The sequence below is a fragment of the Pseudomonas sp. MTM4 genome, assembly GCF_019355055.1.
Lineage (GTDB): Bacteria > Pseudomonadota > Gammaproteobacteria > Pseudomonadales > Pseudomonadaceae > Stutzerimonas.
The window spans coordinates 1173201-1195622 of record NZ_CP048411.1; the positions used below are offsets into that span (position 1 = coordinate 1173201).

Genomic DNA, 22422 nt, shown 5'->3' on the forward strand with positions numbered 1-22422 from the left:
AAGCTGACGCAGCACCGCAGCGAACAGCGCGCGGTAGCCGGAGGCCCACGGCTCGTCTAGAATCACCGCTGTTCTCTTTCCAAGGTAGTCATCGATGTCATTCGCCGAGCAACTCGCCCGCCTGCAAGTGTTTCTGGATGCAGATGATCTGCACGAAGAGGCACTGGATTACATCGCCGCGCACGGCTACCTGACCGCCCTGTGCATCTGCTCGGAGCAGGTGCCGGAGCGTGAATGGATCGACGCGCTGTTCTCCGAACCGCCCAAGTACGCCGACGACACCGAGCGCGACGCCATCGAAGCGACGCTAATTCAGCTCAAGGCGCATATCGCCCGGCAACTGGCTAGCGATGAAGACATGGATCTGCCTTGCGAGCTGGACCTGGGCGACGAGCCGGACGAGTCCGACCTGCGCGGCTGGTGCATCGGCTTCATGGAAGGCGTGTTCATGCGCGAGTCGGTATGGTTCGAAGAGTCAGAGGAAGAAGTCAGCGAGCTGCTCCTGCCGATCATGGTTGGCTCCGGCCTTTTCGATGAGCAGCCCGAGTTCAGCGATATCGCCGCAGACCGCGATCTGGTCGACGAGATGGCCGCTCAGATTCCCGAAATCCTTACTGCGCTGTATCTGATCTGCCACGCCCCCGAAGAAAAGCCGGCGCTACTCAAGCCGCGCCGGCATTGACACGCGGATAGCCTCTTGGCCCACCGCGATATCCCGACGTATCGCAACCCGGTAGCGCGCTACGCGCTGCTGGTGGTGGGCTGGATATGCGTTGGTCTGGGCGTCATCGGCATCTTCCTGCCGGTTCTGCCTACTACTCCTTTCCTGCTACTCGCCGCTGCCTGCTTCGTACGCAGCTCGCAACGTTTCTACGTTTGGCTGGTGATGCATCCAAGGCTCGGCCCGTGGTTTCGGGATTATCTGGAAGGCAACGGCATCCCGCTCAAGGGCAAGGTCTATGCGATCACCACCATGTGGCTCAGCATCGGCGTGTCCTGTTGGCTGGTACCGCTGTTCTGGGCTCGGATCGGCATGCTGATCAGTGCGACCCTGGTAACGCTTTACATCCTTCAACTGAAAACTCGTCCGCCGCGCTAAGGCGCCACGCCTTTATTGGCCGCCTCAACGGTGACAGCCATGATTGCGCTGAAAAACTTCTGCGCCCATAGCATCGATCTGAGTTTCGATCAGCGCCTCGAACGGCCTCAGCAACGCATCGAACCGCCCTGCGCCTTCCAGAGCATTCAAGGCGACCACGATTGCTTCTAGCGTGGACAATGCACCGGGCATCGGAGCCTTGCGCAGTCGATAACGGGACGTCAGCCCCTCGGGAAGCGCCACACGAGGCAGGCTGGCAAGCGCTGGGTTGAGATGGAGCAATTTGCGGGCCTTGCGCCAGGTGCCATCCGGGACGACGAGCCGCAACGGGCGATCCTCAGCAGCCAATTGTGCGAGCGACACGGCATCGTCCCCCGGGAACAGCAGATAGCTTTCGCGACTATCGTTCACTGGCAGATCGTCGAACCGCTCCCCCACTCGCAGTTCGGCGCTGGTAAGCCCCAACGCCGCGAGGCGTGCCGTATTCAAGGCATGTCCGGTTTCGCTGGGGTGCTGCAGGATCAGCACCTCGGTCTCGCTGACGAGCGAGGGGATCAGGGCGCAGAGGCATTGCTTCAATGGACGTTGGCAACGCGTACAGCGCGGACGAGGCATGGCTTCTCCTTCAGAGGCGGGAAGTCTGCCATATCGTATGGAGGTGTAAAGGTGGACTAAGCTAGTCGCCGTCACTGGACCGGACGAGGCAGCGCAGATGCTCACATTGCACCATTTGGACAATTCCCGCTCGCAACGCGTGCTCTGGCTTCTGGAAGAGCTCCAGCTTCCTTACGAAATCAAGCGCTATGCTCGAAACCCACAGACGATGTTGGCCCCTGCTGAGCTGAAACAGGTGCACCCGCTCGGCAAGTCACCGGTCATCACTGATGGTGAGCTGACGCTGGCCGAGTCGGCCGCAATTTTGGAATACCTGATCGATCGATACGGCGAAGGTCGCCTGGTTCCAGCAGCGGATTCGCCAGATTACCGTCGTTTTCGCTACTGGATGCACTACGCCGAAGGCTCGGCGATGCCGCCGCTACTACTCAAGCTTGTGTTCGATCGAATCTCCACTGGGCCTATGCCGTTTTTCATCCGCCCGGTGGCACGAGCCATTGCTAAAGGTGCCCATAAAGCATTCATCGGCCCGCAGTTGAAGCTTCATCTGGACTATATGGAAAGCGAGCTAAGCAAAAGCCCATGGTTCGCGGGAGAGGAATTCAGTGTCGCGGATATCCAGATGAGCTTTCCTTTGGAAGCCGCGCGAGCTCGCGCCGGGCTGGATGCCAGTTACCCGATGCTGAGCGCTTTTCTAAAAAGGATACATGACCGCCCCGCTTACCAGCGGGCCGTAGAACGGGGAGGTCCAGTCATGCCCGGGCGCTGAAAGGCAACCCGTGCAAAATTGAATCAGCGCTTTGGCGCCTTTGACGTGCACCGCTGGGAGCGAACCGGTATCGGTTGCAGGCGAGGCGGCTCAATGAAGCCAAGCGCCACTGCCAGATTCCAGCACACACGATTGAGCCATGCGTTCATGGTCGAACCCTCCTGCTTCGTTACGGGTCTTGGTGGAGCCGTGGGGCTTCGTTGTCAGCATAACCCATGAAGTGCACCGCCGCCTGCGACAGATGTTGCAGATCATTCCGCCGCGGTGCTTTCGTCCGGCTCTATAAATGCGACCTGCCGCGTCTGCAAGCGTTCACCTCGCGGCTCTTACTGAACAGCTCGTTCCTTGCGTCTGTATGGAAAAACATCAATAACCTTGCCGTCGCTTATCGCGCACTGCAAACCCTTCCAATAATCGGCGTCATACAGCTCGCCATGCAATTTGGCGAACAATCGACGCTGCTTAATATCAGCGAAGAGAAAACGCGGAAACTCCTCGGGAAACACATCGTTCGGCCCCACCGAATACCAAGGCTCGGATGCCATTTCATCTTCTGGATAGCGGGGCTCGGGGATATAGCGAAAATTCACCTCGGTGAGAAAGCAGATCTCGTCATAGTCGTAGAACACCACCCGACCATGACGGGTCACGCCAAAGTTCTTCAGCAACATGTCACCTGGGAATATGTTGGCTGCAGCGAGTTGCTTGATGGCCAGTCCGTAGTCTTCCAGCGCCTCCTGCACCTGCTGCTCGCTGGCGCTGTCGACGTATATGTTCAGGGGCGTCATTCGCCGCTCCGTCCAGCAGTGACGCACCAGCACGGTATCGCCTTGGACCTCGACCGTGGAAGGTGCGACTTCCAGTAGCTCTGCCAGGCATTCCGGGTCGAATTTCGATTTTGGAAAACGAAAGTCGGCGAACTCTTGTGTATCCGCCATACGCCCTACCCGGTCGACATTTTTCACCAGCCGATACTTTTCAATGACCGTGGCGCGGCTGACATTCTTCGTGTGCGAAAACCGATCCTTGATGATCTTGAATACGGTATTGAAACCCGGCAGCGTGAATACGCTCATCACCATGCCGCGCACCCCAGGCGCCATGATGAAACGGTCGTCCGTAACAGCCAGATGGTTGATCAGCGCACGATAGAACTCCGACTTCCCGTGCTTGTAAAAGCCGATCGACGTATAGAGTTCCGCGATGTGCTTGCCCGGCATGATGCGTTTGAGAAAACCGATGAACTCCGCCGGAATCGGCACCTCGACCATGAAATACGAGCGCGTGAATGAAAAGATGATCGAGACTTCCGCCTCGTCGGTGATCAGCGCATCTGCGACTATGCCGGCCCCCTCGGGATGCAGCAGCGGGATGACCAGCGGCCATTGCTCGTCGCGCGTGAAAACCCGTCCGACCAAGTAGGCACCCTTGTTGCGATACAGCGCCGAGGAAAAGACTTCAACTGCAAGATCGGGATCCTTGCATACCCAGTCCGGCAACGACTCTTGCAGTTGTGCCTCGAGCCGTCGCAGATCGCCATCGAGATCGTCATAGGGCACAGCGAAAGCAAAATCGTTGAGGATCTGCGCCAACACTCCATGTAGATCGCCGGCCGGGCGATAGCGACGAGTCTGGGCCATCCGCTCCTGGGCCCGATTTGTCGGCCGGGTCGAATGGATGAACATGGTGTTGTCGCTGATGCAATCGTGGCTGAACAGCATGCAGAAGATCGAGTTGTACCAGGTTTCGGACAACTCATCGTCGAAGCGCGGGTTAATCAATTCGATGTACGCGCTCTTGACCTGGGGCCATCGCTGCACATCAAGCAGTACGCCTTCGGCGAACCTAGACCGTAAGTCCTTCGCGGTTTCGCCGACCTTCTGCTCGTAAAGAGCGATGCGTGCCGCCGAGGCACGCTGAGCGTCCTGCCATTGGGCCTGTTCGAAGCGAGCCCGAGCGCCGGTCGTGATCAATCGGAAGTGCTCACGGTAATCATCGAAGCCCAGCAGAATCTGCCTAGCAATCTCGGCGTCAGGCGATGTTCGCACCATGTCGGTTATCCGGCAGCGACAAAAGCCGAGCTTAGCCAGTGGCCGATGGCAATGAAAGCGCTGCAACGAGATCGGAAAAGTTTGAAAGCGTGTTTCGAGTTGCGAGATGAGCAAGTCTCACCAACACTTTTGACGTCCCATCACCGGAGCCATTCTCCATGCGCCCCTTCGATTTTCTGCGTCTGCTCAGTCTCGCTGCAATCTGGGGTGCTAGCTTCCTGTTCATGCGCATCATCGCGCCGGAACTCGGAACCTTTCCCACCGCGTTTTTCCGCGTGCTGTTCGCCTGTATCGGCTTGCTGGGAATACTGGCGATGATGCGGATTCGCTGGGACTTTCGCGGCAAACTGAAACTGTGCCTAGTTCTGGGGATGATCAATTCGGGGATTCCTTTCGCATTCTATGCGCTGGCCGCGCAGCTTCTGCCGACTGGCTACTCAGCTATATTCAATGCCACCACACCGATGATGGGCGTGATCATCGGCGCCTTGTTTTTCGCCGAAGAGCTGACAACGACGAAGGTGATCGGCGTGCTCTGCGGTCTCAGCGGCGTAGCGCTATTGACGCGTACCGGCCCCGTGGCGTTCGACGCGAATCTGCTGATCGGCGCGCTTGCATGTCTGGGTGCAACCGCCTGCTACGGTTTCGGCGGTTTCCTGACACGCCGCTGGATCAATCAGCACGGCGGATTGAACAGCGAGCTGGTGGCCTTTGGTAGTCAGATGGGCGCGGCACTATGTCTTTTGCCGCTGTTCCTGATCTCGCTGCTGATGGCTCCGCCGGTATCCTGGGGCGGCGGCACGGTCTGGCTCAGCCTGATCGGGCTCGGCGTCGTCTGCACCGCCTTCGCCTATATTCTTTATTTCCGGCTGCTAGCTGACATTGGCCCGGTCCGCACGCTGACGGTGACCTTCATCATTCCGCCCTTTGGCGTACTCTGGGGTGCCCTACTGCTCAACGAACCGCTGTCCTGGGCTTACCTCTATGGTGGTGCGCTGATTGCGGTAGCGCTCTGGCTGGTGCTGAAACAGGCGCCAACCACAACCGTGGCGGCGCCAGAAACCCAGCGCAACTAACGCTGATTGGACGAACGCCGAAACACCATAACGAGCCCGAGCACGATCAACAGCATGCCGATAAGGCTGAGCATCGGCAGTACGTTATCGAACACCAGATAATCCATCAGCGCGGTAACGGCCGGCACCAGATAGAACAGGCTGGTCACGTTGACTAAGTTCCCGCGTGCGATCAATCGATACAGCAGCAAAGTCGCCGCCACGGATATCAGCAGCCCCATCCACAATACCGGTATCCAGAAACCCAGCGCCGGTGTGATCTCGAAAGGCTGAAAAGGCACGAACAGCGAACAGAGCAGTAGCCCGGCGAAGTATTGCAAGGGCATGGCGCGAAGCGGATCGCCGTATGCGCGCTTTTGCATCATCGAGCCCAGCGTGATGCTCAGCAGCGCCAGCAGAGCGCAAGCCACGCCCGTCCAAGACAGCCCACCTACGCCGAGGCTCTGATAAACCACCAGTACAAGACCGCCAAGCCCGAACAACAAACCGAGCAGTCGCATCGGCCGCAGTCCCTTGCGTTCCAGCAGCACCGCCGTGAGGATCGGCTGCACACCTAACAGTGTCGCCATGACACCCGGCGTCACCTGCAGATCCAGCGCCAGCAAATAGAAGATCTGGTAGGAGCCCAGCAGCACTACGCCAGTCGCTAACGCAAACCAGCGCGCCCTTTTACTCTCAGGCAACGATAGCGAAGCCAGCCGCATCACGACCACCAATGCAACGAATGCGATCACGAAACGAACCAGCAGAAAGGCAAAAGGCGATGCGTACGCCAAGCCCCATTTGGAAACGATTGCACCGCTGCTCCAGAGCAGCACGAAAATTACCGTAGTCGCATACGCGACCAGGTTGTTGGGTGATAACGAAATCATCCTGCCACCTTTGGGAAAGGCAATACGAGACTGCGCCAGCGAATGGCAAACGCAGTGACGGGGGTGCCGGCGAACCGGCGTAGCTCAGGCCAGCGCGGAAGGTGGCGGTGGCGGAGCCAGTGGCAAGCCCGGTGGCGGGCTCGCAGGTAGGCAGGACAGGATGATCGGCATGAACGTAGGCACTGCAGAACCGCCCGTAAGGAACAGGCTTCCGCAATAAGCGCTGGTGCCGCAGGCTACGTTGTTCATACCGATCTCGAAACGAGGAAAAAAGACTATAGCTGCGCTGCGCCAAATCCGACAAGACAGGCCGGCGCAGCGAAATTCACTGCTGCAGTTCCTGCTCACCGAATATATCGGCGAACAACATGGTGGACAGGTAGCGCTCACCGGAGTCCGGCATGATGACAACGATATTCTTGCCTTGCATTTCCGGCTTCTCGGCCAGACGCACCGCCGCAGCCATCGCCGCGCCGCAGGATATGCCGCAAAGGATGCCCTCTTCACGCATCAAACGCAGCGCCATTGCCTTGGCCTCATCGTCGCCGACCTGCTCGACATGATCGACAACCGATAGGTCGAGATTTTTCGGCACGAAGCCAGCACCAATGCCTTGAATCTTGTGCGGGCTGGGTTTGACTTCCTCGCCAGCGAGCGTCTGGCTAATCACCGGCGAGCTGATAGGCTCGACCGCCACGCTGAGGATCTTCTTGCCCTTGGTGTTCTTGATGTAGCGCGAAACCCCTGTGATGGTGCCGCCGGTTCCGACGCCGGAAACCAGAACGTCGATGTTGCCTTCGGTGTCATTCCAGATTTCCGGACCAGTGGTCTTTTCATGGATTTCCGGATTCGATGGGTTCTCGAATTGCTGTGGCAGGAAGTATTGCTCGGGATTCGATGCGGCGATCTCCATGGCCTTCTCGATGGCCCCCTTCATGCCCTTCGCCGGTTCGGTGAGCACCAGCTCCGCACCGAGCGCCTTCAGTACCTTGCGACGCTCCAGGCTCATCGATGCCGGCATGGTCAGAACCAACTTGTAGCCACGCGCCGCCGCGACGAATGCCAGGCCAATGCCGGTGTTACCGGAAGTCGGTTCGACGATCGTCATGCCTGATTTGAGGCGACCCGTTTTCTCGGCATCCCAGATCATGGCAGCGCCGATCCGGCATTTAACCGAATGAGCGGGGTTACGGCCTTCGAGCTTGGCCATGATGGTGACGCCCTTGGGGCCCAGGCGGTTGACCATGACCAATGGGGTATTTCCGATAGTCTGCGCGTTGTCAGCAAAGATGCGGCTCATGACAGTGTCCCTGCGAGTGAAAAACCAGACTCATGAGCCTAAGCTCAGTCTCATGGCTCGTCCAGCCGAACTCAGCGATACATGCAAAGGTCCACCCACTAGGGTCTGTTGACGTTTCGTTCGCAGCCGCGCCGGAGCCTGTTTTTGTGCGAGGCAAGGCACGAGGAGCGAAGTTTGGTCGTTCCTAAAGAGCGACGAGAAACGCCGCCTCGCGCAAAAACAGGCCTTGCCCGAAGGGTTGCGCGGCAAAGGTCGCCATGCGGCGTTGCGGGACTTCGCAAGGGAGCACCATTACCTGCGTCCCGCGCGATCCACATGGATGTGGTGAATGCAGCAAGCCCGCCGGGAGCGGGCGCTGCCTTGCCTTGCGGCATTTGCGCAGCAACGCGGCTCGCGACGAAACGCCAACAGACCCTAATAAGCAGTTCCATGATGAACCCGACCGAATCAGGCCTGTCATGAAAAAAAGCTACCGCTTTTCTGTGTGGATACTCCTGTCGCTCGTTCTGCTATTGCTGGTCGTTCACCTCGCGTTGCCTCACCTAGTGCTCAATTATCTGAACGGCAAGCTGGCTGATTTGGGCGAGTACCAGGGGCATATAGAGGATGTCGATCTGGCCTGGTGGCGTGGCGCTTATCGTGCCGACGGGCTCTTCATCGAAAAGAAGAACGAGCAGGTTCAGGCGCCGCTGTTCACCGCAGACTCGATCGATATAGGGGTGAGCTGGCGTGCGCTCTGGAAAGACCGAGCCCTGGTCGGCGAGGTGGTGTTGGAGCAACCGCAACTGAACTTTGTCGACGGCGAAGCGACCGACGACTCGCAGACCGGTGAAGGCGTCGACTGGCGTGACCAGCTCGAAGCGCTGATGCCGTTCACACTGAACGAGCTACGCGTCGTGGACGGTCAGCTGTCGTTTCGGAATTTCGAGGTCGATCCGCAGGTGCATGTTTATGCCAGCGCGATCAATGCGAGCCTGTACAACCTGACCAATACGGGCGACCGCGAGCAAGGTCGAGTCGCCACGTTCGAAGGCACGGCCAAGCTGTTCAATCAGGCCCCGATGGAAGCTACCGCGCATTTCGATCCCTATACCGACTTCGAAGATTTCGACATCGACCTGCGAATGACTGGCCTGGAGTTAACCAAGCTGAATGATTTCAGCAACGCCTACGGAAATTTCGATTTCGCCGCCGGCACCGGGGATCTGGTCATGGAAATCGAGGCCAACGACAGTCAGCTGGACGGCTACATCAAGCCGCTGCTGCACAATGTTGAAGTCTTCGACTTCGAGCAGGACGTGGAGAATGAAGACAAGGGCTTCTTTCGCGGCATCTGGGAAGCCGTGGTCGGTGGCGGTGAGGAAGTGCTGCAGAACCAACGCAAGGACCAGTTCGCGACGCGAGTCGAGCTGTCCGGTAGCACCAAGAACACCGACGTAAGCCCGTTTCAGGCGTTTGTCGCGATCCTGCGCAACGCCTTTGTCGAAGCCTTCTCGGCTCGCTTCGAACGCTCACTCAGCGAAGAGGGAGAGTAAAACCGAACGGTAGATAAGGCCGCGCCCATTCAGTGACTGAATGATCCGCTTGCGTTCACAGTAAAGGGCCCATCCCTTATAGTCGGTCCTTCAACTCAAACATGAAGCGCCTGCGTGCCAGGCCCGCTGAAGGAAACCCCGATGAAGTTTGAAGGCACCCAGTCCTACGTCGCCACCGACGACCTGAAACTTGCCGTCAATGCCGCTATCACGCTGGAGCGCCCTCTTCTGGTCAAGGGCGAGCCGGGCACCGGTAAAACCATGCTCGCAGAGCAATTGGCCGAATCCTTCGGCGCGAAACTGATCACCTGGCACATCAAGTCCACCACCAAGGCGCATCAGGGACTGTACGAATACGATGCGGTGAGCCGCCTGCGCGATTCGCAGCTGGACTCCGACCGGGTGCACGATGTGCGCAACTACATCAAGAAGGGCAAGTTGTGGGAAGCCTTCGAGTCCGACCAGCGCGTGATCCTGTTGATCGACGAGATCGACAAAGCCGATATCGAATTCCCCAACGACCTGCTGCAAGAACTCGACAAGATGGAGTTCTACGTCTACGAGACCAACGAAACCATCAAGGCCAAGCAGCGGCCGATCATCATCATCACCTCGAACAACGAGAAAGAACTGCCGGACGCCTTCCTGCGTCGCTGCTTCTTCCACTACATCGCATTCCCGGATCGGGAAACTCTGCAGAAGATCGTCGACGTGCACTACCCGAACATTAAGAAGGACTTGGTGGCCGAAGCCCTCGATGTGTTCTTCGATGTCCGCAAGGTGCCGGGCTTGAAGAAGAAGCCGTCCACCAGCGAACTGGTCGACTGGCTGAAGTTGCTGATGGCCGACAACATTGGCGAAGCCGTGCTGCGCGAACGCGATCCGACCCGCGCGATTCCGCCGCTGGCGGGCGCCCTGGTGAAAAACGAACAGGACGTGCAATTGCTTGAACGTCTGGCGTTCATGAGTCGTCGCGCCAGTCGCTGAACGGCGACGGCTCCAGGCGGAGCCGCCGCGTCACATTACTGGAGAAGAGCCATGCAAACGCATACCGGTAGTTGCCTCTGCGGCGTCGTGCGGTACCGCATCGACGCACCGATCAACGAGCTGACCCACTGCCACTGCAAGATGTGTCGCAAGGCACACGGCGCTGCATTCGCGACCTACGCGAGCGTACCGCTGGAAGCCTTTCACTTCATGTCCGGCAAGGACCAGTTGGGCGTTTACCACTCTTCCGAGCATGTGACGCGGACGTTCTGCATACGCTGCGGCTCCAACCTGCAATTCGTCGACAATCGCGAGCACGAGCTCGGCGTCGCGGCCGGCACGCTCGATTCACCGCTGCCGGTTCCGCCGCAGGAACATATCTATGTCGGCTCCAAGGCTGACTGGTACGCGATCCGTGACGGGCTCGCGGAACACGACGAAGAGCGCTGATCCATCACAACGCAAAGGTGCCGCCACGACGGCACTTCCCGAGGATTGCCATGCTGCTTGGCCTGTTCAATGAAATGCGTGCAGCAAAGGTGCCGGTATCGGTACGTGAGCTGCTCGATTTGATCAACGCGTTGAAACACAACGTGATTTTTGCCGACATGGACGAGTTCTACTATTTGTCGAGAGCCATCCTGGTCAAGGATGAACGCCACTTCGACAAGTTCGACCGTGCCTTCGGTACGTACTTCAATGGGCTGGAAAGTCTCGACCGGCACATTGAGGCACTGATTCCAGAAGAATGGCTGCGCAAGGAGTTCGAGCGCTCGTTGAGTGACGAGGAGCGCGCCAAGATCGAATCGCTCGGCGGGCTGGACAAGCTGATCGAGGAATTCAAGAAGCGCCTGGAGGAGCAGAAGGAAAAACACTCCGGCGGCAACAAGTGGATTGGCACCGGGGGCACCAGCCCCTTTGGTTCGGGTGGCTACAACCCCGAGGGCATTCGCATCGGTGATGCTGGCAAGCGCCAGGGCAAAGCGGTAAAAGTCTGGGACCAGCGCGAGTACAAGAACCTCGACGATCAGGTCGAGCTGGGTACACGCAACATCAAGGTCGCTCTACGCCGTCTGCGCAAGTTCGCCCGTCAGGGCGCGCAGGACGAGCTGGATCTGGACGGCACTATCGATCACACCGCCCGCGATGGCGGCTTGCTGAATATCCAGATGCGCCCTGAACGACGCAACGCGGTGAAACTGCTGATCCTGTTCGACATCGGCGGCTCGATGGATGCCCACGTGAAGGTCTGCGAAGAACTGTTCTCGGCCTGCAAAACCGAGTTCAAGCATCTTGAGTATTTCTATTTTCACAACTTCATCTACGAATCGGTCTGGAAGAACAACTTCCGCCGCACATCCGAGCGCACCTCGACCCTTGATCTGCTGCACAAATACGGTGCCGATTACAAAGTCGTGTTCGTCGGCGACGCCGCCATGGCTCCCTATGAAGTCACCCAGCCAGGCGGCAGCGTCGAGCATTGGAACGAGGAAGCCGGCTACGTCTGGATGCAGCGTTTCATGGAAAAGTACAAGAAGCTCATCTGGATCAACCCCTATCCAAAGGACACCTGGGGTTATACATCCTCCACCGGCATCATCCGAGACCTGGTCGAAGACCGGATGTATCCGCTGACGTTGAGCGGACTGGAAGAAGGGATGAAGTTTCTCTCTAAATAAGCCGAGGGATCACCGCTGGGACGCAGGCCAGGGCTATGCAGTACCGCCTGGACGTCCCGAGCGGGAGGCGCGACGCCTTGTTCCTGAGCGTCGCTGCGGAAACAGCAGCCGGCGCAGCAACACAAAAACGCTTTCGGCAAGCCACGCCAGCAACAACGCACAACAAATGCCCCACGCGATTGCCTCAGGCGCCAGCAAAACCTGGAAGCGGTAACTGCTCCAGACCTGGCGCCTCAGATCTTGATCAGCACCTATCAACACGTGCCAGGCCCGTGCATACCAGGGTCCTTGCATGATTCGCCACTCGCGATCGAGTAACTGAGCACGCCCTACCAACGTAGCGACGCTGCGTGCATCGCTCTGGATGACCGGATCTTCGCTGGCGCGATAGTGCTCGACCAGCGCGTTCAAGTTGCCTTCGAAAAAGCGCCCCGCCGTTTCCTTAAAACCTTGCAGGCCCTGCTGGGCCTCTAGTCGACGAGCCTCGACGTGATTCCCGTATGCCTGGATGAAACCCGGCACCTGAATGCCCACAAGCAGGCCCAAGGCGAACAGGGTGAGCCGCAGATAACTTCTCAGCATGGCTCCACCCGTCCCCGCGCGACGCATTCGCCCAGCCGCCAGAGCGTCCACTCCCCTGGCTGGTGGACATCCCATAGCTCGTTATCGGTCAGCGGCTCAGTTGCCAGCACAGTGACCACGTCGTCTGGCGTGGTCTCGGCGGTGAAATCCACGGTCAGGTCAGCATCTTTCAACTGTGCCGGGCCGAACGGCGCGCGACGGGTGATTTGCGCCAGTTTGGTCGTACAGAAGCTGAATAACCATTCCCCGTTGCTGAGCAGGCAATTGAATACGCCCTTGGCACGATAATCGGCGCAGGCTTCGAGCAGGCGAGGCAGCAAATCTTCAGCCGCGACGCGCTCGGAAAAATCGGCGCGTATTCGGTTGAGCAGGTCGCAGAACGCCGCTTCGCTATCGGTATCACCGACCGGCTGGTAGAAACCACGTTCCGGATTGAAATCGGCAAGTTGGCCGTTATGAGCGAAGCACCAATGCTGCCCCCAGAGTTCGCGGACAAAGGGGTGGGTATTGACCAGAGCCACCTTGCCGACATTGGCGTGGCGGATATGGCCGATCACTACCTCGCTTTTGATCAGGTAGTGCTGAAGCATCTTCGCCACTTCCGACTCGCAGCTGGCCACCGGGTCCTGAAACAGGCGCAAACCGCGGCCTTCATAGAATGCGATGCCCCAACCGTCCTTATGCGGCCCGGTTCGGCCGCCGCGCTGCATCAGCCCGGTAAAGCTGAAATGGATGTCGGTCGGTACGTTGGCGCTCATGCCGAGCAGTTCACACATGGGCTATCTCCCGAGAGGTCCTGCTGCGTCTGGTACGGCTAGGGACCAGCTCAGAGTCTGGGCTCGGTCCGTGACTGGTAACGGTTCGCGGGCCGGTAATCCTCATCGTCCTCGAGGCGCTCGCGCAGGGTGCGAGGATCCTCCTCCTCGGCTGCCGACTCGGAACGGCGCAGTCGCAAGCGACGCTCGATCGGCCAGCGCACGGCGACGAACACCGCATACAACACGAATGCAATCAGCCCGTAGAGGGCCAGATCGGCGACGGCACGCCAGGCGTTGGTCCCCACTTTGAATAAAAGATCCATAGCGGTAATGGCGACGGCCGGTGCGAACAGCTCTCTGGCGGGATCGACGATGGTCGGTGTCAGCAATAACACAGCGACGATCAATCTCAGCGGCTCACGCAGCCAGCGCCACATGGAGCGCGTGATACGGAACCACACCAGCAGGCATCCAAGCGCAGCAATCCCATAGGCTGCCCAGGCGAGCAAATATTCGTTAGCGAATAGAAACATGAAGATCTCTTGTGTAGACCATGTGTGCGCACCAGCGCTTGACGCCGCGCATGATAACAGCCGAGAGCCCATCGGCTGGCATCAAGCGATGCAATGACACGCTGGTCATCATGCATGCAACGCCGTATAAACGCTGCAAAACAAAAAATGCCCCTGGGCCATTCAATAGCGTGCCAAGCAGCCATACTTGCCACACGGACACAGCAGGAGAGCCATCATGACCTACCAGCATATTCTGGTCGCCACTGACTTGAACGAAGAATGCCATCCAGTCGTAGCGCGCGCTCAGGCGTTGGCGACAGCCAGCGGTGCGAAACTGGCGCTCGTCCATGTCATCGAACCCATGGCCATGGCGTTCGGCGGCGATGTTCCGATGGATCTGTCGATGCTCCAGCAACAGCAATTCGATCAAGCCCGGGACCGCTTGACCGGTTTCGCCGACCGGTATCCCGGCCTGACCGCAGAACAGCGTCACCTGGCCTATGGTCAGCCCCGCCAGGAAATTCACCGTCTGGCCAAAGAACAAGGCTGCGACCTGGTGGTGGTCGGTAGCCACGGTCGTCATGGTCTGGCGCTATTGCTCGGCTCAACCGCCAACGACATCCTTCATGGAGCACCTTGTGACGTGCTTGCGGTACGGTTGAAGAAGACTGACTAATCCTCTCGACACCGACGCCTGAGCCGTTATCGGCTCAGGCCAGATCGGCACTCTCGCCAGCGCTCATCACCATCGGCCTGATCTTCTTCAGCTGGGTTTCCAGCGAATAGGTCAGGCTGGACGCCATCGAGAAGAAGGTCAGAAAGGCCTTCAGGTTCGAATCGCCGTGGCAGGTGTCGTGGATGCGTTGCCAGAACGCCTGGTTGACCAGCTGCAGCTGCTGAAATGACCGCACCAGACCACGCAGCTCCCAGTCGGCATGCCGCCCTTCGCGCAGATTGAAATACTGGCGTGCCAGGTATAGCGAAACCGCGCGCAGTACGAATTCCTGATTGCTGGCGAATGGCAGATGCTGATGCGCCATCGGCTTGAGCTTGCCCAGCACCGGGCAGGCGCTGGTGGCCATGATCACGCCTAGCAGCGACCGTAGTCCCTCCTCCAGCCCTACCAGCTTGTTGTATTCGCGCTCTGGCGTGCGTACCTGCACCTGGGCTTTCTTGACTGCCGGCAAGCCCTGGAAATCTTCGATGACGCGATGCAGATCCACCGCGGCAGGGCAATGGCTGTAGTTGTCCCGGCTCAACGGGCAGTTATTGCACTGCTGATGCTCCAAGCGCGTCCATTTGGGCGCCTTCATCGCTGCCTCGTGATCGAAGGCGCGCTCCAGTTCGATCCGGTAGCTGAACTCATGTTCCTCATCGAGGACGATGCGGTAATCAATTGCCATCTATGCTCCGTCCACCGCTGACTACTGTCGTTATGTCTCGAACGACGGTCCAGGTCCCGTCATACCACCGCTACGTTGCCTGCCTCATTCTTCCAGCTCGGCCCAGCGCTCGAGCAACTCGTCGAGTTCCTTCTGCTGCGCTTCGAGACGAGCTATCGTTTCGCCAGTACGCTCTGAAGTTTGCTGGTAGAACGTCGGCTCTGCAATTTCCGCTTGCAGCGCAGCGATGGTTTTTTCGACTGCGTCTATCTTTCCAGGCAAGGCTTCCAGCTCGCGCTGCACCTTGTAGCTGAGTTTCTTCTTTGTCGGCGCTGCTTCGACGACAGGTGTAGCGGGTTTGCTCGGTGGTGTTTCGGCCTTCTCGTCTTTCGCCTCGGCCACACCGAGCAGCCTCGGCGAGCCGCCCTGACGCAGCCAGTCCTGATAGCCACCGACGTATTCGCGAACGACCCCGCCACCTTCGAACACCAGCGTGCTGGTGACCACGTTGTCGAGGAATACCCGGTCGTGACTGACCATCAGCACCGTGCCCTGGAAGCCGAGCAGCACTTCCTCCAGAAGCTCGAGGGTTTCGACGTCCAGGTCGTTGGTCGGCTCGTCGAGTACCAGAAGGTTGGCCGGCTTGCTGAACAGCTTGGCTAGCAATAGACGTGCCCGCTCTCCGCCGGACAATGCCTTTACTGGCGTGCGGGCGCGCTGCGGGCTGAACAGGAAGTCTCCGAGATAGCTCAGCACATGGCGGCTCTGGCCATCGATAGTGATGAAGTCCCGCCCCTCGGCCACGTTGTCGATAACTGTTTTTTCCAACTCAAGCTGGTGACGCAACTGGTCGAAATACGCCACTTCCAGACGCGTTCCAGCTTCGACCGTGCCGCTGGTGGGTTGCAGATCGCCGAGCAACAACTTGAGCAACGTGGTCTTGCCAGTTCCGTTCGCGCCGAGCAGGCCGATGCGGTCGCCGCGCTGCAGCACCATCGAGAAATCATGAATCAGTGGCTCGCCGCCCGGATGGGCGAAGCTTGCGTGTTCGACGACGATGACCTGCTTGCCAGATTTTTCCGCCGCGTCGATCTGAATGTTGGCCTTGCCCTGATGTTCACGGCGCTCACTGCGCTCGGCACGTAATGCCTTGAGCGCTCGCACACGACCCTCGTTGCGGGTGCGACGCGCCTTGATGCCCTGGCGGATCCAGACTTCTTCCTGAGCGAGCTTCTTGTCGAACAGCGCGTTGGCAGTCTCTTCTGCTGCCAGTTGCTGCTCCTTGTGCACCAGGAAGCTGGCGTAGTCGCCGTTCCAGTCGATCATGTGGCCCCGATCCAACTCCAGGATGCGGGTCGCCAGATTCTGCAAGAACGCACGGTCGTGGGTAATGAACAGCACGGCACCGTTGAAGCCGGTCAAGGCTTCTTCCAGCCAGGCGATAGCGCCAATGTCCAGGTGGTTGGTCGGCTCATCCAGCAATAGCAGATCGGGCTCGGACACCAGCGCCTGAGCCAGCAGAACGCGCCGACGCCAGCCGCCGGACAGCTCGGCCAGGGTTTTGTCGGCTGGCAGTTGCAGACGACTCAGGGTACTGTCGACCAGCTGCTGCAGGCGCCAGCCGTCCTTCGCTTCGAGCTCCTGCTGAACGTGCATCAGCTTGTCCAGATCGGCTTCGTTCTGGATGTTCTGGCTGAGATGGTGATAGTCGGCCAGCAGCTGACCCACACCCGATAGCCCTTCGGCCACCACATCGAACACGGTGCGTTCGTCAGCGAGCGGAAGTTCCTGAGGCAATTCGCCAATTTTCAGACCCGGCGCGCGCCAGATCTCGCCGTCGTCCGGCAACTGACTGCCCTTGACCAGGCTCAACATGCTGGATTTGCCGGTCCCGTTACGGCCGATGATGCAAACCCGCTCACCCCGCGCAATCTGCCAGGACACTCCATCGAGCAATGGATTGTTGCCATAGGCGAGGGACACATCGGTCAACTTGAGCAGGGTCATGACTACCTCCGGGAAACAGGGCGCGCATTCTAGCAGAAGGCGCCTGTCACACCGATGCCGCCGAGCATCGAGCCCGCTTGTCGAACACAGCGCCTGTACCGACACTCAACGCGGCCTACAGTCACGTTGGATATAGCGATTCAGGGCCGCTTCGCTGGAACGCACATACGTTCGTCGGAACCTTCTGCTTTGTTTGTTTCAAGAGCTTAATCCGCGTTTAACTGCCCGACTGGCCGAGCTAAGCTAGCCCCAGTTTTCTCCTGCCCCCGTCTTCGGAAGTCTCATGCGCGGTCGACTCTCCAGTATCTGTTTCTGCCTTCTGTTTACTGCTGCAATCGTCGAAACCTCTCAAGCCGCCAGCCTCCAGCAGCAACGTCAATACTACGACGAAGCCAAGCGGGCATTGGCCAAGGGCGACAGCGGCCCATATCGACGTCACGCCAGCGCGCTTCGAGACTATCCGCTCGAGCCTTACCTGGCCTACGACGAACTGACTGCACGGCTCAAGACCGCCAGCAACGACGAGGTGGAAAAGTTTCTCGCAGAGCATGGCGACCTGCCGCAGGCCAGCTGGATGAAACTGCGCTGGCTGCGGTTGCTGGCAGCCCGTGGCGATTGGCGCCCATTCGTTGCGCATTACGATCCGGCGATGAATTTCGCCGAACTGGACTGCCTTTTCGGTCAGTACCAACTGTCCAGCGGCCAGACGAAGCAGGGCTACGAGACGGCCGAACGACTCTGGCTGGTGGGCAAGTCGCAACACAACGCTTGCGACGCGCTGTTCGATCGCTGGCGCGACGCCGGCCAGCTCAGCGAAGACTTGGTCTGGCAGCGCACCAAGCTGGCGGTCGAGAGTGGTAACTACGGCTTGGCCAACTTTCTGGTGAAAAGCCTGCCGACGATGAAAAGCCAAGGCGAGTTGCTGGTCGAGGTCGCGCAGAAGCCGCAGATGTTGGGCCAGACGGATCGCTTCATGTCGCCGACCCCGGCCATGGGCGATATCGTCTCGATCGGCCTGCGTCGGCTGGCGCGCAAAGACCCAGAAAAAGCCCTCGGGCTGCTCGACAGCTACGCCAGACGCCTTTCGTTTTCGACTGATGAAAAGGTGGCGATCGCACGCCAGATCGGGCTGACCTTGGCCAAGCGCTTCGATGCTCGTGCCCTGACGGTGATGGCTGAATACGACCCTGAGTTGCGTGACGATACCGTCAGCGAATGGCGGGCCCGGCTGCTGTTACGGCTGGGGCGCTGGGATGATGCCCATGCGCTGATCCAGCGCTTCACTGGAGAACTCGCCAGCAGCAACCGCTGGCGTTACTGGAACGCGCGCAGCCTGGAACTGGCACAACCCAACGACAAACAGGCCATCCCGCTCTACCAGCCGGTCGCCAGCGAGCGCGATTTCTACGGTTTCCTCTCGGCCGACCGCATCCAGGCGCCCTACAAGCTCAACCATCAGCCGCTCGCGCTCGATCCGAAGCTGATGCAGAAGGTCCGCAATACCGCGGGCATTCGCCGTGCCATGGAATTCCATGCCCGTGGCGAAATAGTCAACGGACGCCGCGAGTGGTATCACGTCAGCCGTCTATTCAGCCGCGACGAGCTGGTCGCTCAGGCACGCTTGGCCTACGACATGGAATGGTATTTCCCGGCAATCCGTACCATCAGCCAGGCGAAATACTGGGACGATCTGGACATCCGCTTTCCCATGGCCTACCGCAGCAGCCTGGTGAATGCGGCGAAGGCACGAGAGATACATCCAAGCTGGGTATTCGCTATTACGCGTCAGGAAAGCGCGTTTATGGCCGACGCGCGCTCGCACGTCGGTGCCACGGGGCTGATGCAGCTGATGCCGGCCACCGCGAAGGAAACCGCCAGACGCTTCGATATCCCGCTGTCATCGCACCAGCAGGTACTCAACCCCAACACCAACATCCAGTTGGGAGCGGCCTATCTCAGCCAGATCTATGGCCAGTTCAAGGGTAACCGGGTGCTGGCATCCGCTGCCTACAACGCCGGCCCCGGTCGGGTCCGCCAGTGGCTGCGGGATGCAGAACACCTGCCGTTCGACGTCTGGGTGGAAAACATTCCGTTCGATGAAACTCGCCAGTACGTGCAGAACGTACTCACCTATTCGGTGATTTACGGCCAGAAGCTCAACGCACCGCAGCCGCTGGTCGAGTGGCACGAGCGCTACTTCGAAAGCCAGTGACATTGGCGGCGCCATGGTTTGGCGCCGCTTCGTCAGTGAAGGATGCTTTAGATACTCGCCGGTCGCGAGCGGCAACGGGGCTATTCCAGTACTTCTACCGACATACCCACCTGCAGCACACCCGTACCCTCGGCGATCAGATTCTGGCCGAAAAACACGCCGCCCTCGCCCTTGCGGTAACCAAGCAATGTGGCCAAGGGCTCGCGTGTCGGACTGTGCTCGGCACTGAGCGGATCGATGGTGGGGATGATGCAGCGTGAGCAAGGTTTGACCACGCGAAACTGCATGCCGCCGATGCGGATTCGGCGCCAACCATCCTCGGCATAAGGTGCCGCATCGGCGATGACCAGATTCGGCCGAAACCGCGTTATTTCGAGGGGCTGCCCCACACGGGCCGAAAGGTCGTCGAGTGATCGCTGACCAATCAGCAGAAACGGAAACCCATCGGTGAACGCTGTCCGCTCGCCGGGCTGGGCGTAACCTTGGTCGATCTGGATGCCTTGCTCGGCGGGCAGATACACCAGCCTGCACGGGCGACCGAGCAGGCGCGTCAGCCATGCCGCAACGGCGTCACCGGCATCAGGCGCGCGTAAGCTTTCGCGCCAGATCAGCACACCTCGCACAGCGCTGTCCGAAGCGGGAACCGCCACCAGTAGATCATCCATGCCGGCGGCGCTCAGGAGCAGCGCCGTTTCGCCCTGCCATCGCGCTTTGAGCAACGCCATCCGCGGCAGTACGCGCTGCGTCAGGAATTTCCCGGTTGCGGCATCGACGACCATCCAGCGCCGATCGCCGATCAGGCCGAGCGCGTCGCAGCCTCCCTCTTCAAGCGATTCAGCCGAGCCGGATTTGAGTGGAAAGCGATACAACGCGCAAAGATGCATTTTGGTGCCTCGATCAGATGAGCGGATCAGCGAGGCTCGTCAAGCAACAGACGCTCGCGGATAACGTCCACCAGTTTCTCCGGCTGGAACTTGGAAAGAAAGTTGTCGCACCCGACTTTCTGCACCATTGCCAGGTTGAAGCTGCCTGAAAGCGAGGTATGCAGCACCACATGCAGATCGCGCAGGCGCGGGTCATTACGGATTTCGGTGGTGAGCCGGTAGCCGTCCATTTCCGGCATTTCCGCATCGGTAAACACCATCAGCAGACGATCGGTGAGTATTTCCCCGGCATCGGCCCAGGCTTTGAGCTTGTTCAAGCCCTTCATGCCGTCGCTGGCGGTATGTACGGTGATGCCAAGCTGAGTCAGCGTCTCACGCAGCTGCGCCAGCGCCACGGTCGAATCATCGACACAGAGCACTTCACGGCCCCTGGCACGATCGAGCAGCGGATCGGCCAAGCGCTCCGGTGAAATGCTGGTGTTGTAGGGGACAATTTCAGCGAGCACCTTTTCCACATCGATGACTTCGACCAGTCGGTCGTCAACCTTGGTGATAGCCGTCAGGTAATGCTGACGCCCGGCCGTGGTAGGCGGCGGCAATACTTCTTCCCAGTTGAGGTTGAGAATGCGCTCCACGCCACCGACCAAAAACGCCTGAATCGAGCGGTTGTACTCGGTCACGATGATGGTACTGCGCTCATCCGGCACCAATGGACGCAGACCTATGGCACGCGACAGATCGATCACAGGCAACGTCTGTCCACGCAAGTTAACGACACCGCATACGGAACCGTGGCGATGCGGCATGAGCGTCATCTTCGGTAGCTGTACGACCTCCTGCACCTTAAACACGTTGATAGCGAATTGCTGGCGGCCGGAAAGCCGAAACATGAGAATTTCCAGACGATTCTGCCCCACCAGACGGGTGCGTTGATCGACTGACTCGAGAATGCCGGCCATTGCGGGCTCCTTGCTTGATAAGGGTTAGGAGGCTATCGGCCGCAAGTTTCCGCGCTTTATCTGTATTTGTCGCCATCCGACGGTTAGTCAGTGCCTTGCCAGTACGGTGCTATCAAGTGGCCTCGTTATCGTTTCGAAGCAACGGCTCCTCACGCAGCAGCGGACTATCCGCTGGAAGATGCAGACGCAGCGCCCGACGCTTGACTGTGAAACGCATGCGCTCGGCCGTGAAAGGCTCGCCGTCGAGATTGATGGCTATCTCCTTCGGTGCCTCGACTTCGAGCCACGGCACACGGGCGGTTACCGAAACGGTGTCGATCCCCAGCAGTCCACCGCTCAGCAGCGTGCCTAGGGTACCCACCGTATCGGCGGGCGCCGGAACGATACAAATATCCAGCAAGCCGTCATCAATGGACGCTTGCGGACAGAGCTGTTGCCCTCCGCCGGACTGACGCCCGTTACCGATGCCTAGCGCGAGGAAGTCGCCTTCCCACGCAAAGTCGGGCCCAACGAAGCGCCCCCACGCAGCGTGCAGCTCGTTGAAGCGCGATAGGCCGGTCAGTAGATAGGCACCGCCGCCCAGCACCCTTTTAAGCTCTTCCGAGGTGCTGGCGGTCACCTTGGAGCCGAAGCCACCGGTCGCCATGTTGATGAAAGGGATACCGTTCATCTCGCCGACGTCTATCGACACCGGATTACGGTCGAGCAACGTCAACGCATCGAAGGGTGCGATTGGAATCTCGGCAGCCTGGGCAAAATCATTGGCGGTCCCGAGCGGCAGCACGGCCATGCTCGCATCGGAACTGCTGTCGAGCAGCGCCTGAGCTACTTCACGCACCGTGCCATCGCCTCCACCGGCGATCACCGTTCGATAACCTGCGGCGAGCGCCTCGCGCACCAGCCGAGCCGAGTCGCCGGCTTCCCACGTCACCCGCACGGCCAGTTCGTGTCCTAGCTCGCGCCATTCTTTGACAGCCGCACGCACCTGCTCGTTGAGTCCCTGCTTGCCGTGAAGCACGAGCAGCGCCTTAAGTTCATTCATGCTTTCGCTTCCAGATCGGTAACCGCAAATAAGACACGTGGCAGAACTGGAAAGTTGTGACGCAGCGGAAATCGTAAGGCTTAAGCCGAATCGGAAAA

At 59.3% G+C, this 22422-nt stretch carries 24 protein-coding genes; 10 read left to right on the top strand and 14 right to left on the bottom strand.

Annotation, left to right across the window (positions count from 1 at the left end):
- Positions 1-94: 94 nt before the first annotated feature.
- Positions 95-682: a YecA family protein gene (locus tag GYM54_RS05265; RefSeq protein ID WP_131650463.1), complete on the top strand. Its 588-nt coding sequence runs from the start codon at positions 95-97 to the stop codon at positions 680-682.
- Between the two features lie 15 nt (positions 683-697).
- Positions 698-1099: a YbaN family protein gene (locus tag GYM54_RS05270; RefSeq protein ID WP_131650462.1), complete on the top strand. Its 402-nt coding sequence runs from the start codon at positions 698-700 to the stop codon at positions 1097-1099.
- Positions 1100-1123: 24 nt separating this feature from the next.
- On the opposite strand, the gene GYM54_RS05275 is transcribed toward GYM54_RS05270, so the two are convergent.
- Complete coding sequence (locus tag GYM54_RS05275; RefSeq protein WP_197445744.1) at positions 1124-1714, bottom strand: tRNA-uridine aminocarboxypropyltransferase; 591 nt, start codon at positions 1712-1714, stop codon at positions 1124-1126.
- Between the two features lie 97 nt (positions 1715-1811).
- On the opposite strand from GYM54_RS05275, the gene GYM54_RS05280 reads away from it, so the two are divergent.
- Positions 1812-2483 (top strand): glutathione S-transferase, encoded by a 672-nt coding sequence (locus tag GYM54_RS05280; protein ID WP_197445743.1) that lies wholly within the window; start codon positions 1812-1814, stop codon positions 2481-2483.
- A 23-nt stretch (positions 2484-2506) separates the two neighbouring features.
- On the opposite strand, the gene GYM54_RS21865 is transcribed toward GYM54_RS05280, so the two are convergent.
- Positions 2507-2632 (bottom strand): PA1414 family protein, encoded by a 126-nt coding sequence (locus GYM54_RS21865; RefSeq protein ID WP_307876492.1) that lies wholly within the window; start codon positions 2630-2632, stop codon positions 2507-2509.
- A 177-nt stretch (positions 2633-2809) separates the two neighbouring features.
- Entirely contained in the window at positions 2810-4534 is a 1725-nt protein-coding gene (gene aceK, locus GYM54_RS05285) for a bifunctional isocitrate dehydrogenase kinase/phosphatase (RefSeq protein WP_197445742.1), read from the bottom strand.
- 158 nt (positions 4535-4692) lie between these two features.
- On the opposite strand from aceK, the gene GYM54_RS05290 reads away from it, so the two are divergent.
- Positions 4693-5610 (top strand): DMT family transporter, encoded by a 918-nt coding sequence (locus GYM54_RS05290; RefSeq protein WP_197445741.1) that lies wholly within the window; start codon positions 4693-4695, stop codon positions 5608-5610.
- Here GYM54_RS05290 and GYM54_RS05295 read toward each other — a convergent pair.
- The 3 genes from GYM54_RS05295 to cysK form a co-directional block, all read right to left on the bottom strand.
- A complete protein-coding gene (locus tag GYM54_RS05295) occupies positions 5607-6482 on the bottom strand; it encodes a DMT family transporter (protein WP_197445740.1) in 876 nt (291 codons plus the stop codon). The genes GYM54_RS05290 and GYM54_RS05295 overlap by 4 nt on opposite strands.
- A gap of 84 nt (positions 6483-6566) precedes the next feature.
- Positions 6567-6731, bottom strand: a complete 165-nt coding sequence (locus GYM54_RS05300; protein ID WP_197445739.1) for a hypothetical protein — start codon at positions 6729-6731, stop codon at positions 6567-6569.
- Positions 6732-6807: 76 nt separating this feature from the next.
- On the bottom strand, positions 6808-7782 hold the full coding sequence (cysK, locus tag GYM54_RS05305; protein WP_131650456.1) for a cysteine synthase A: 975 nt from the start codon (positions 7780-7782) through the stop codon (positions 6808-6810).
- 458 nt (positions 7783-8240) lie between these two features.
- Between cysK and GYM54_RS05310 the strand changes: the two genes are divergently transcribed.
- The 4 genes from GYM54_RS05310 to GYM54_RS05325 all read left to right on the top strand — a co-directional run bounded on the left by GYM54_RS05310 (position 8241) and on the right by GYM54_RS05325 (position 11983).
- Positions 8241-9317 (top strand): DUF748 domain-containing protein, encoded by a 1077-nt coding sequence (locus GYM54_RS05310; protein ID WP_197445738.1) that lies wholly within the window; start codon positions 8241-8243, stop codon positions 9315-9317.
- A 141-nt stretch (positions 9318-9458) separates the two neighbouring features.
- On the top strand, positions 9459-10304 hold the full coding sequence (locus tag GYM54_RS05315) for a MoxR family ATPase (protein WP_197445737.1): 846 nt from the start codon (positions 9459-9461) through the stop codon (positions 10302-10304).
- Positions 10305-10355: 51 nt separating this feature from the next.
- Positions 10356-10754 (top strand): GFA family protein, encoded by a 399-nt coding sequence (locus GYM54_RS05320; RefSeq protein ID WP_131650452.1) that lies wholly within the window; start codon positions 10356-10358, stop codon positions 10752-10754.
- 50 nt (positions 10755-10804) lie between these two features.
- Complete coding sequence (locus GYM54_RS05325; RefSeq protein ID WP_197445736.1) at positions 10805-11983, top strand: VWA domain-containing protein; 1179 nt, start codon at positions 10805-10807, stop codon at positions 11981-11983.
- A 33-nt stretch (positions 11984-12016) separates the two neighbouring features.
- Here the strand turns inward: GYM54_RS05325 and GYM54_RS05330 are convergent, their stop codons facing one another.
- The 3 genes from GYM54_RS05330 to GYM54_RS05340 are packed head-to-tail and all read right to left on the bottom strand — an operon-like array spanning position 12017 to position 13856.
- The gene (locus GYM54_RS05330) at positions 12017-12565 is read right to left on the bottom strand and encodes a DUF2937 family protein (RefSeq protein ID WP_181101380.1); all 549 of its coding nucleotides are present in this window, start codon (positions 12563-12565) and stop codon (positions 12017-12019) included.
- Positions 12559-13341, bottom strand: a complete 783-nt coding sequence (locus tag GYM54_RS05335) for a class II glutamine amidotransferase (protein ID WP_197445735.1) — start codon at positions 13339-13341, stop codon at positions 12559-12561. Before GYM54_RS05335 ends, GYM54_RS05330 begins: the two co-directional genes overlap by 7 nt.
- A 50-nt stretch (positions 13342-13391) precedes the next feature.
- Positions 13392-13856 carry an MFS transporter gene (locus tag GYM54_RS05340; protein WP_197445734.1) on the bottom strand — a complete coding sequence of 155 codons (465 nt, stop codon included), beginning with the start codon at positions 13854-13856 and terminating at the stop codon, positions 13392-13394.
- A gap of 217 nt (positions 13857-14073) precedes the next feature.
- Here GYM54_RS05340 and GYM54_RS05345 point away from each other — a divergent pair, with 217 nt between their 5' ends.
- Complete coding sequence (locus tag GYM54_RS05345; protein WP_131650447.1) at positions 14074-14514, top strand: universal stress protein; 441 nt, start codon at positions 14074-14076, stop codon at positions 14512-14514.
- Positions 14515-14548: 34 nt separating this feature from the next.
- On the opposite strand, the gene GYM54_RS05350 is transcribed toward GYM54_RS05345, so the two are convergent.
- Both GYM54_RS05350 and GYM54_RS05355 read right to left on the bottom strand, forming a co-directional pair.
- Complete coding sequence (locus GYM54_RS05350) at positions 14549-15241, bottom strand: hypothetical protein (protein ID WP_197445733.1); 693 nt, start codon at positions 15239-15241, stop codon at positions 14549-14551.
- A gap of 84 nt (positions 15242-15325) precedes the next feature.
- The gene (locus GYM54_RS05355) at positions 15326-17227 is read right to left on the bottom strand and encodes an ATP-binding cassette domain-containing protein (protein WP_197445732.1); all 1902 of its coding nucleotides are present in this window, start codon (positions 17225-17227) and stop codon (positions 15326-15328) included.
- A gap of 283 nt (positions 17228-17510) precedes the next feature.
- Here GYM54_RS05355 and GYM54_RS05360 point away from each other — a divergent pair, with 283 nt between their 5' ends.
- Complete coding sequence (locus GYM54_RS05360) at positions 17511-19439, top strand: transglycosylase SLT domain-containing protein (protein WP_197445731.1); 1929 nt, start codon at positions 17511-17513, stop codon at positions 19437-19439.
- A gap of 80 nt (positions 19440-19519) precedes the next feature.
- On the opposite strand, the gene GYM54_RS05365 is transcribed toward GYM54_RS05360, so the two are convergent.
- The 3 genes from GYM54_RS05365 to yegS all read right to left on the bottom strand — a co-directional run bounded on the left by GYM54_RS05365 (position 19520) and on the right by yegS (position 22324).
- A complete protein-coding gene (locus GYM54_RS05365) occupies positions 19520-20323 on the bottom strand; it encodes an MOSC domain-containing protein (RefSeq protein WP_197445730.1) in 804 nt (267 codons plus the stop codon).
- Positions 20324-20349: 26 nt separating this feature from the next.
- On the bottom strand, positions 20350-21282 hold the full coding sequence (locus GYM54_RS05370; protein WP_197445729.1) for a chemotaxis protein CheV: 933 nt from the start codon (positions 21280-21282) through the stop codon (positions 20350-20352).
- A 112-nt stretch (positions 21283-21394) separates the two neighbouring features.
- Positions 21395-22324 (bottom strand): lipid kinase YegS, encoded by a 930-nt coding sequence (yegS, locus tag GYM54_RS05375; RefSeq protein WP_197445728.1) that lies wholly within the window; start codon positions 22322-22324, stop codon positions 21395-21397.
- Between the last annotated feature and the right edge of the window lie 98 nt (positions 22325-22422).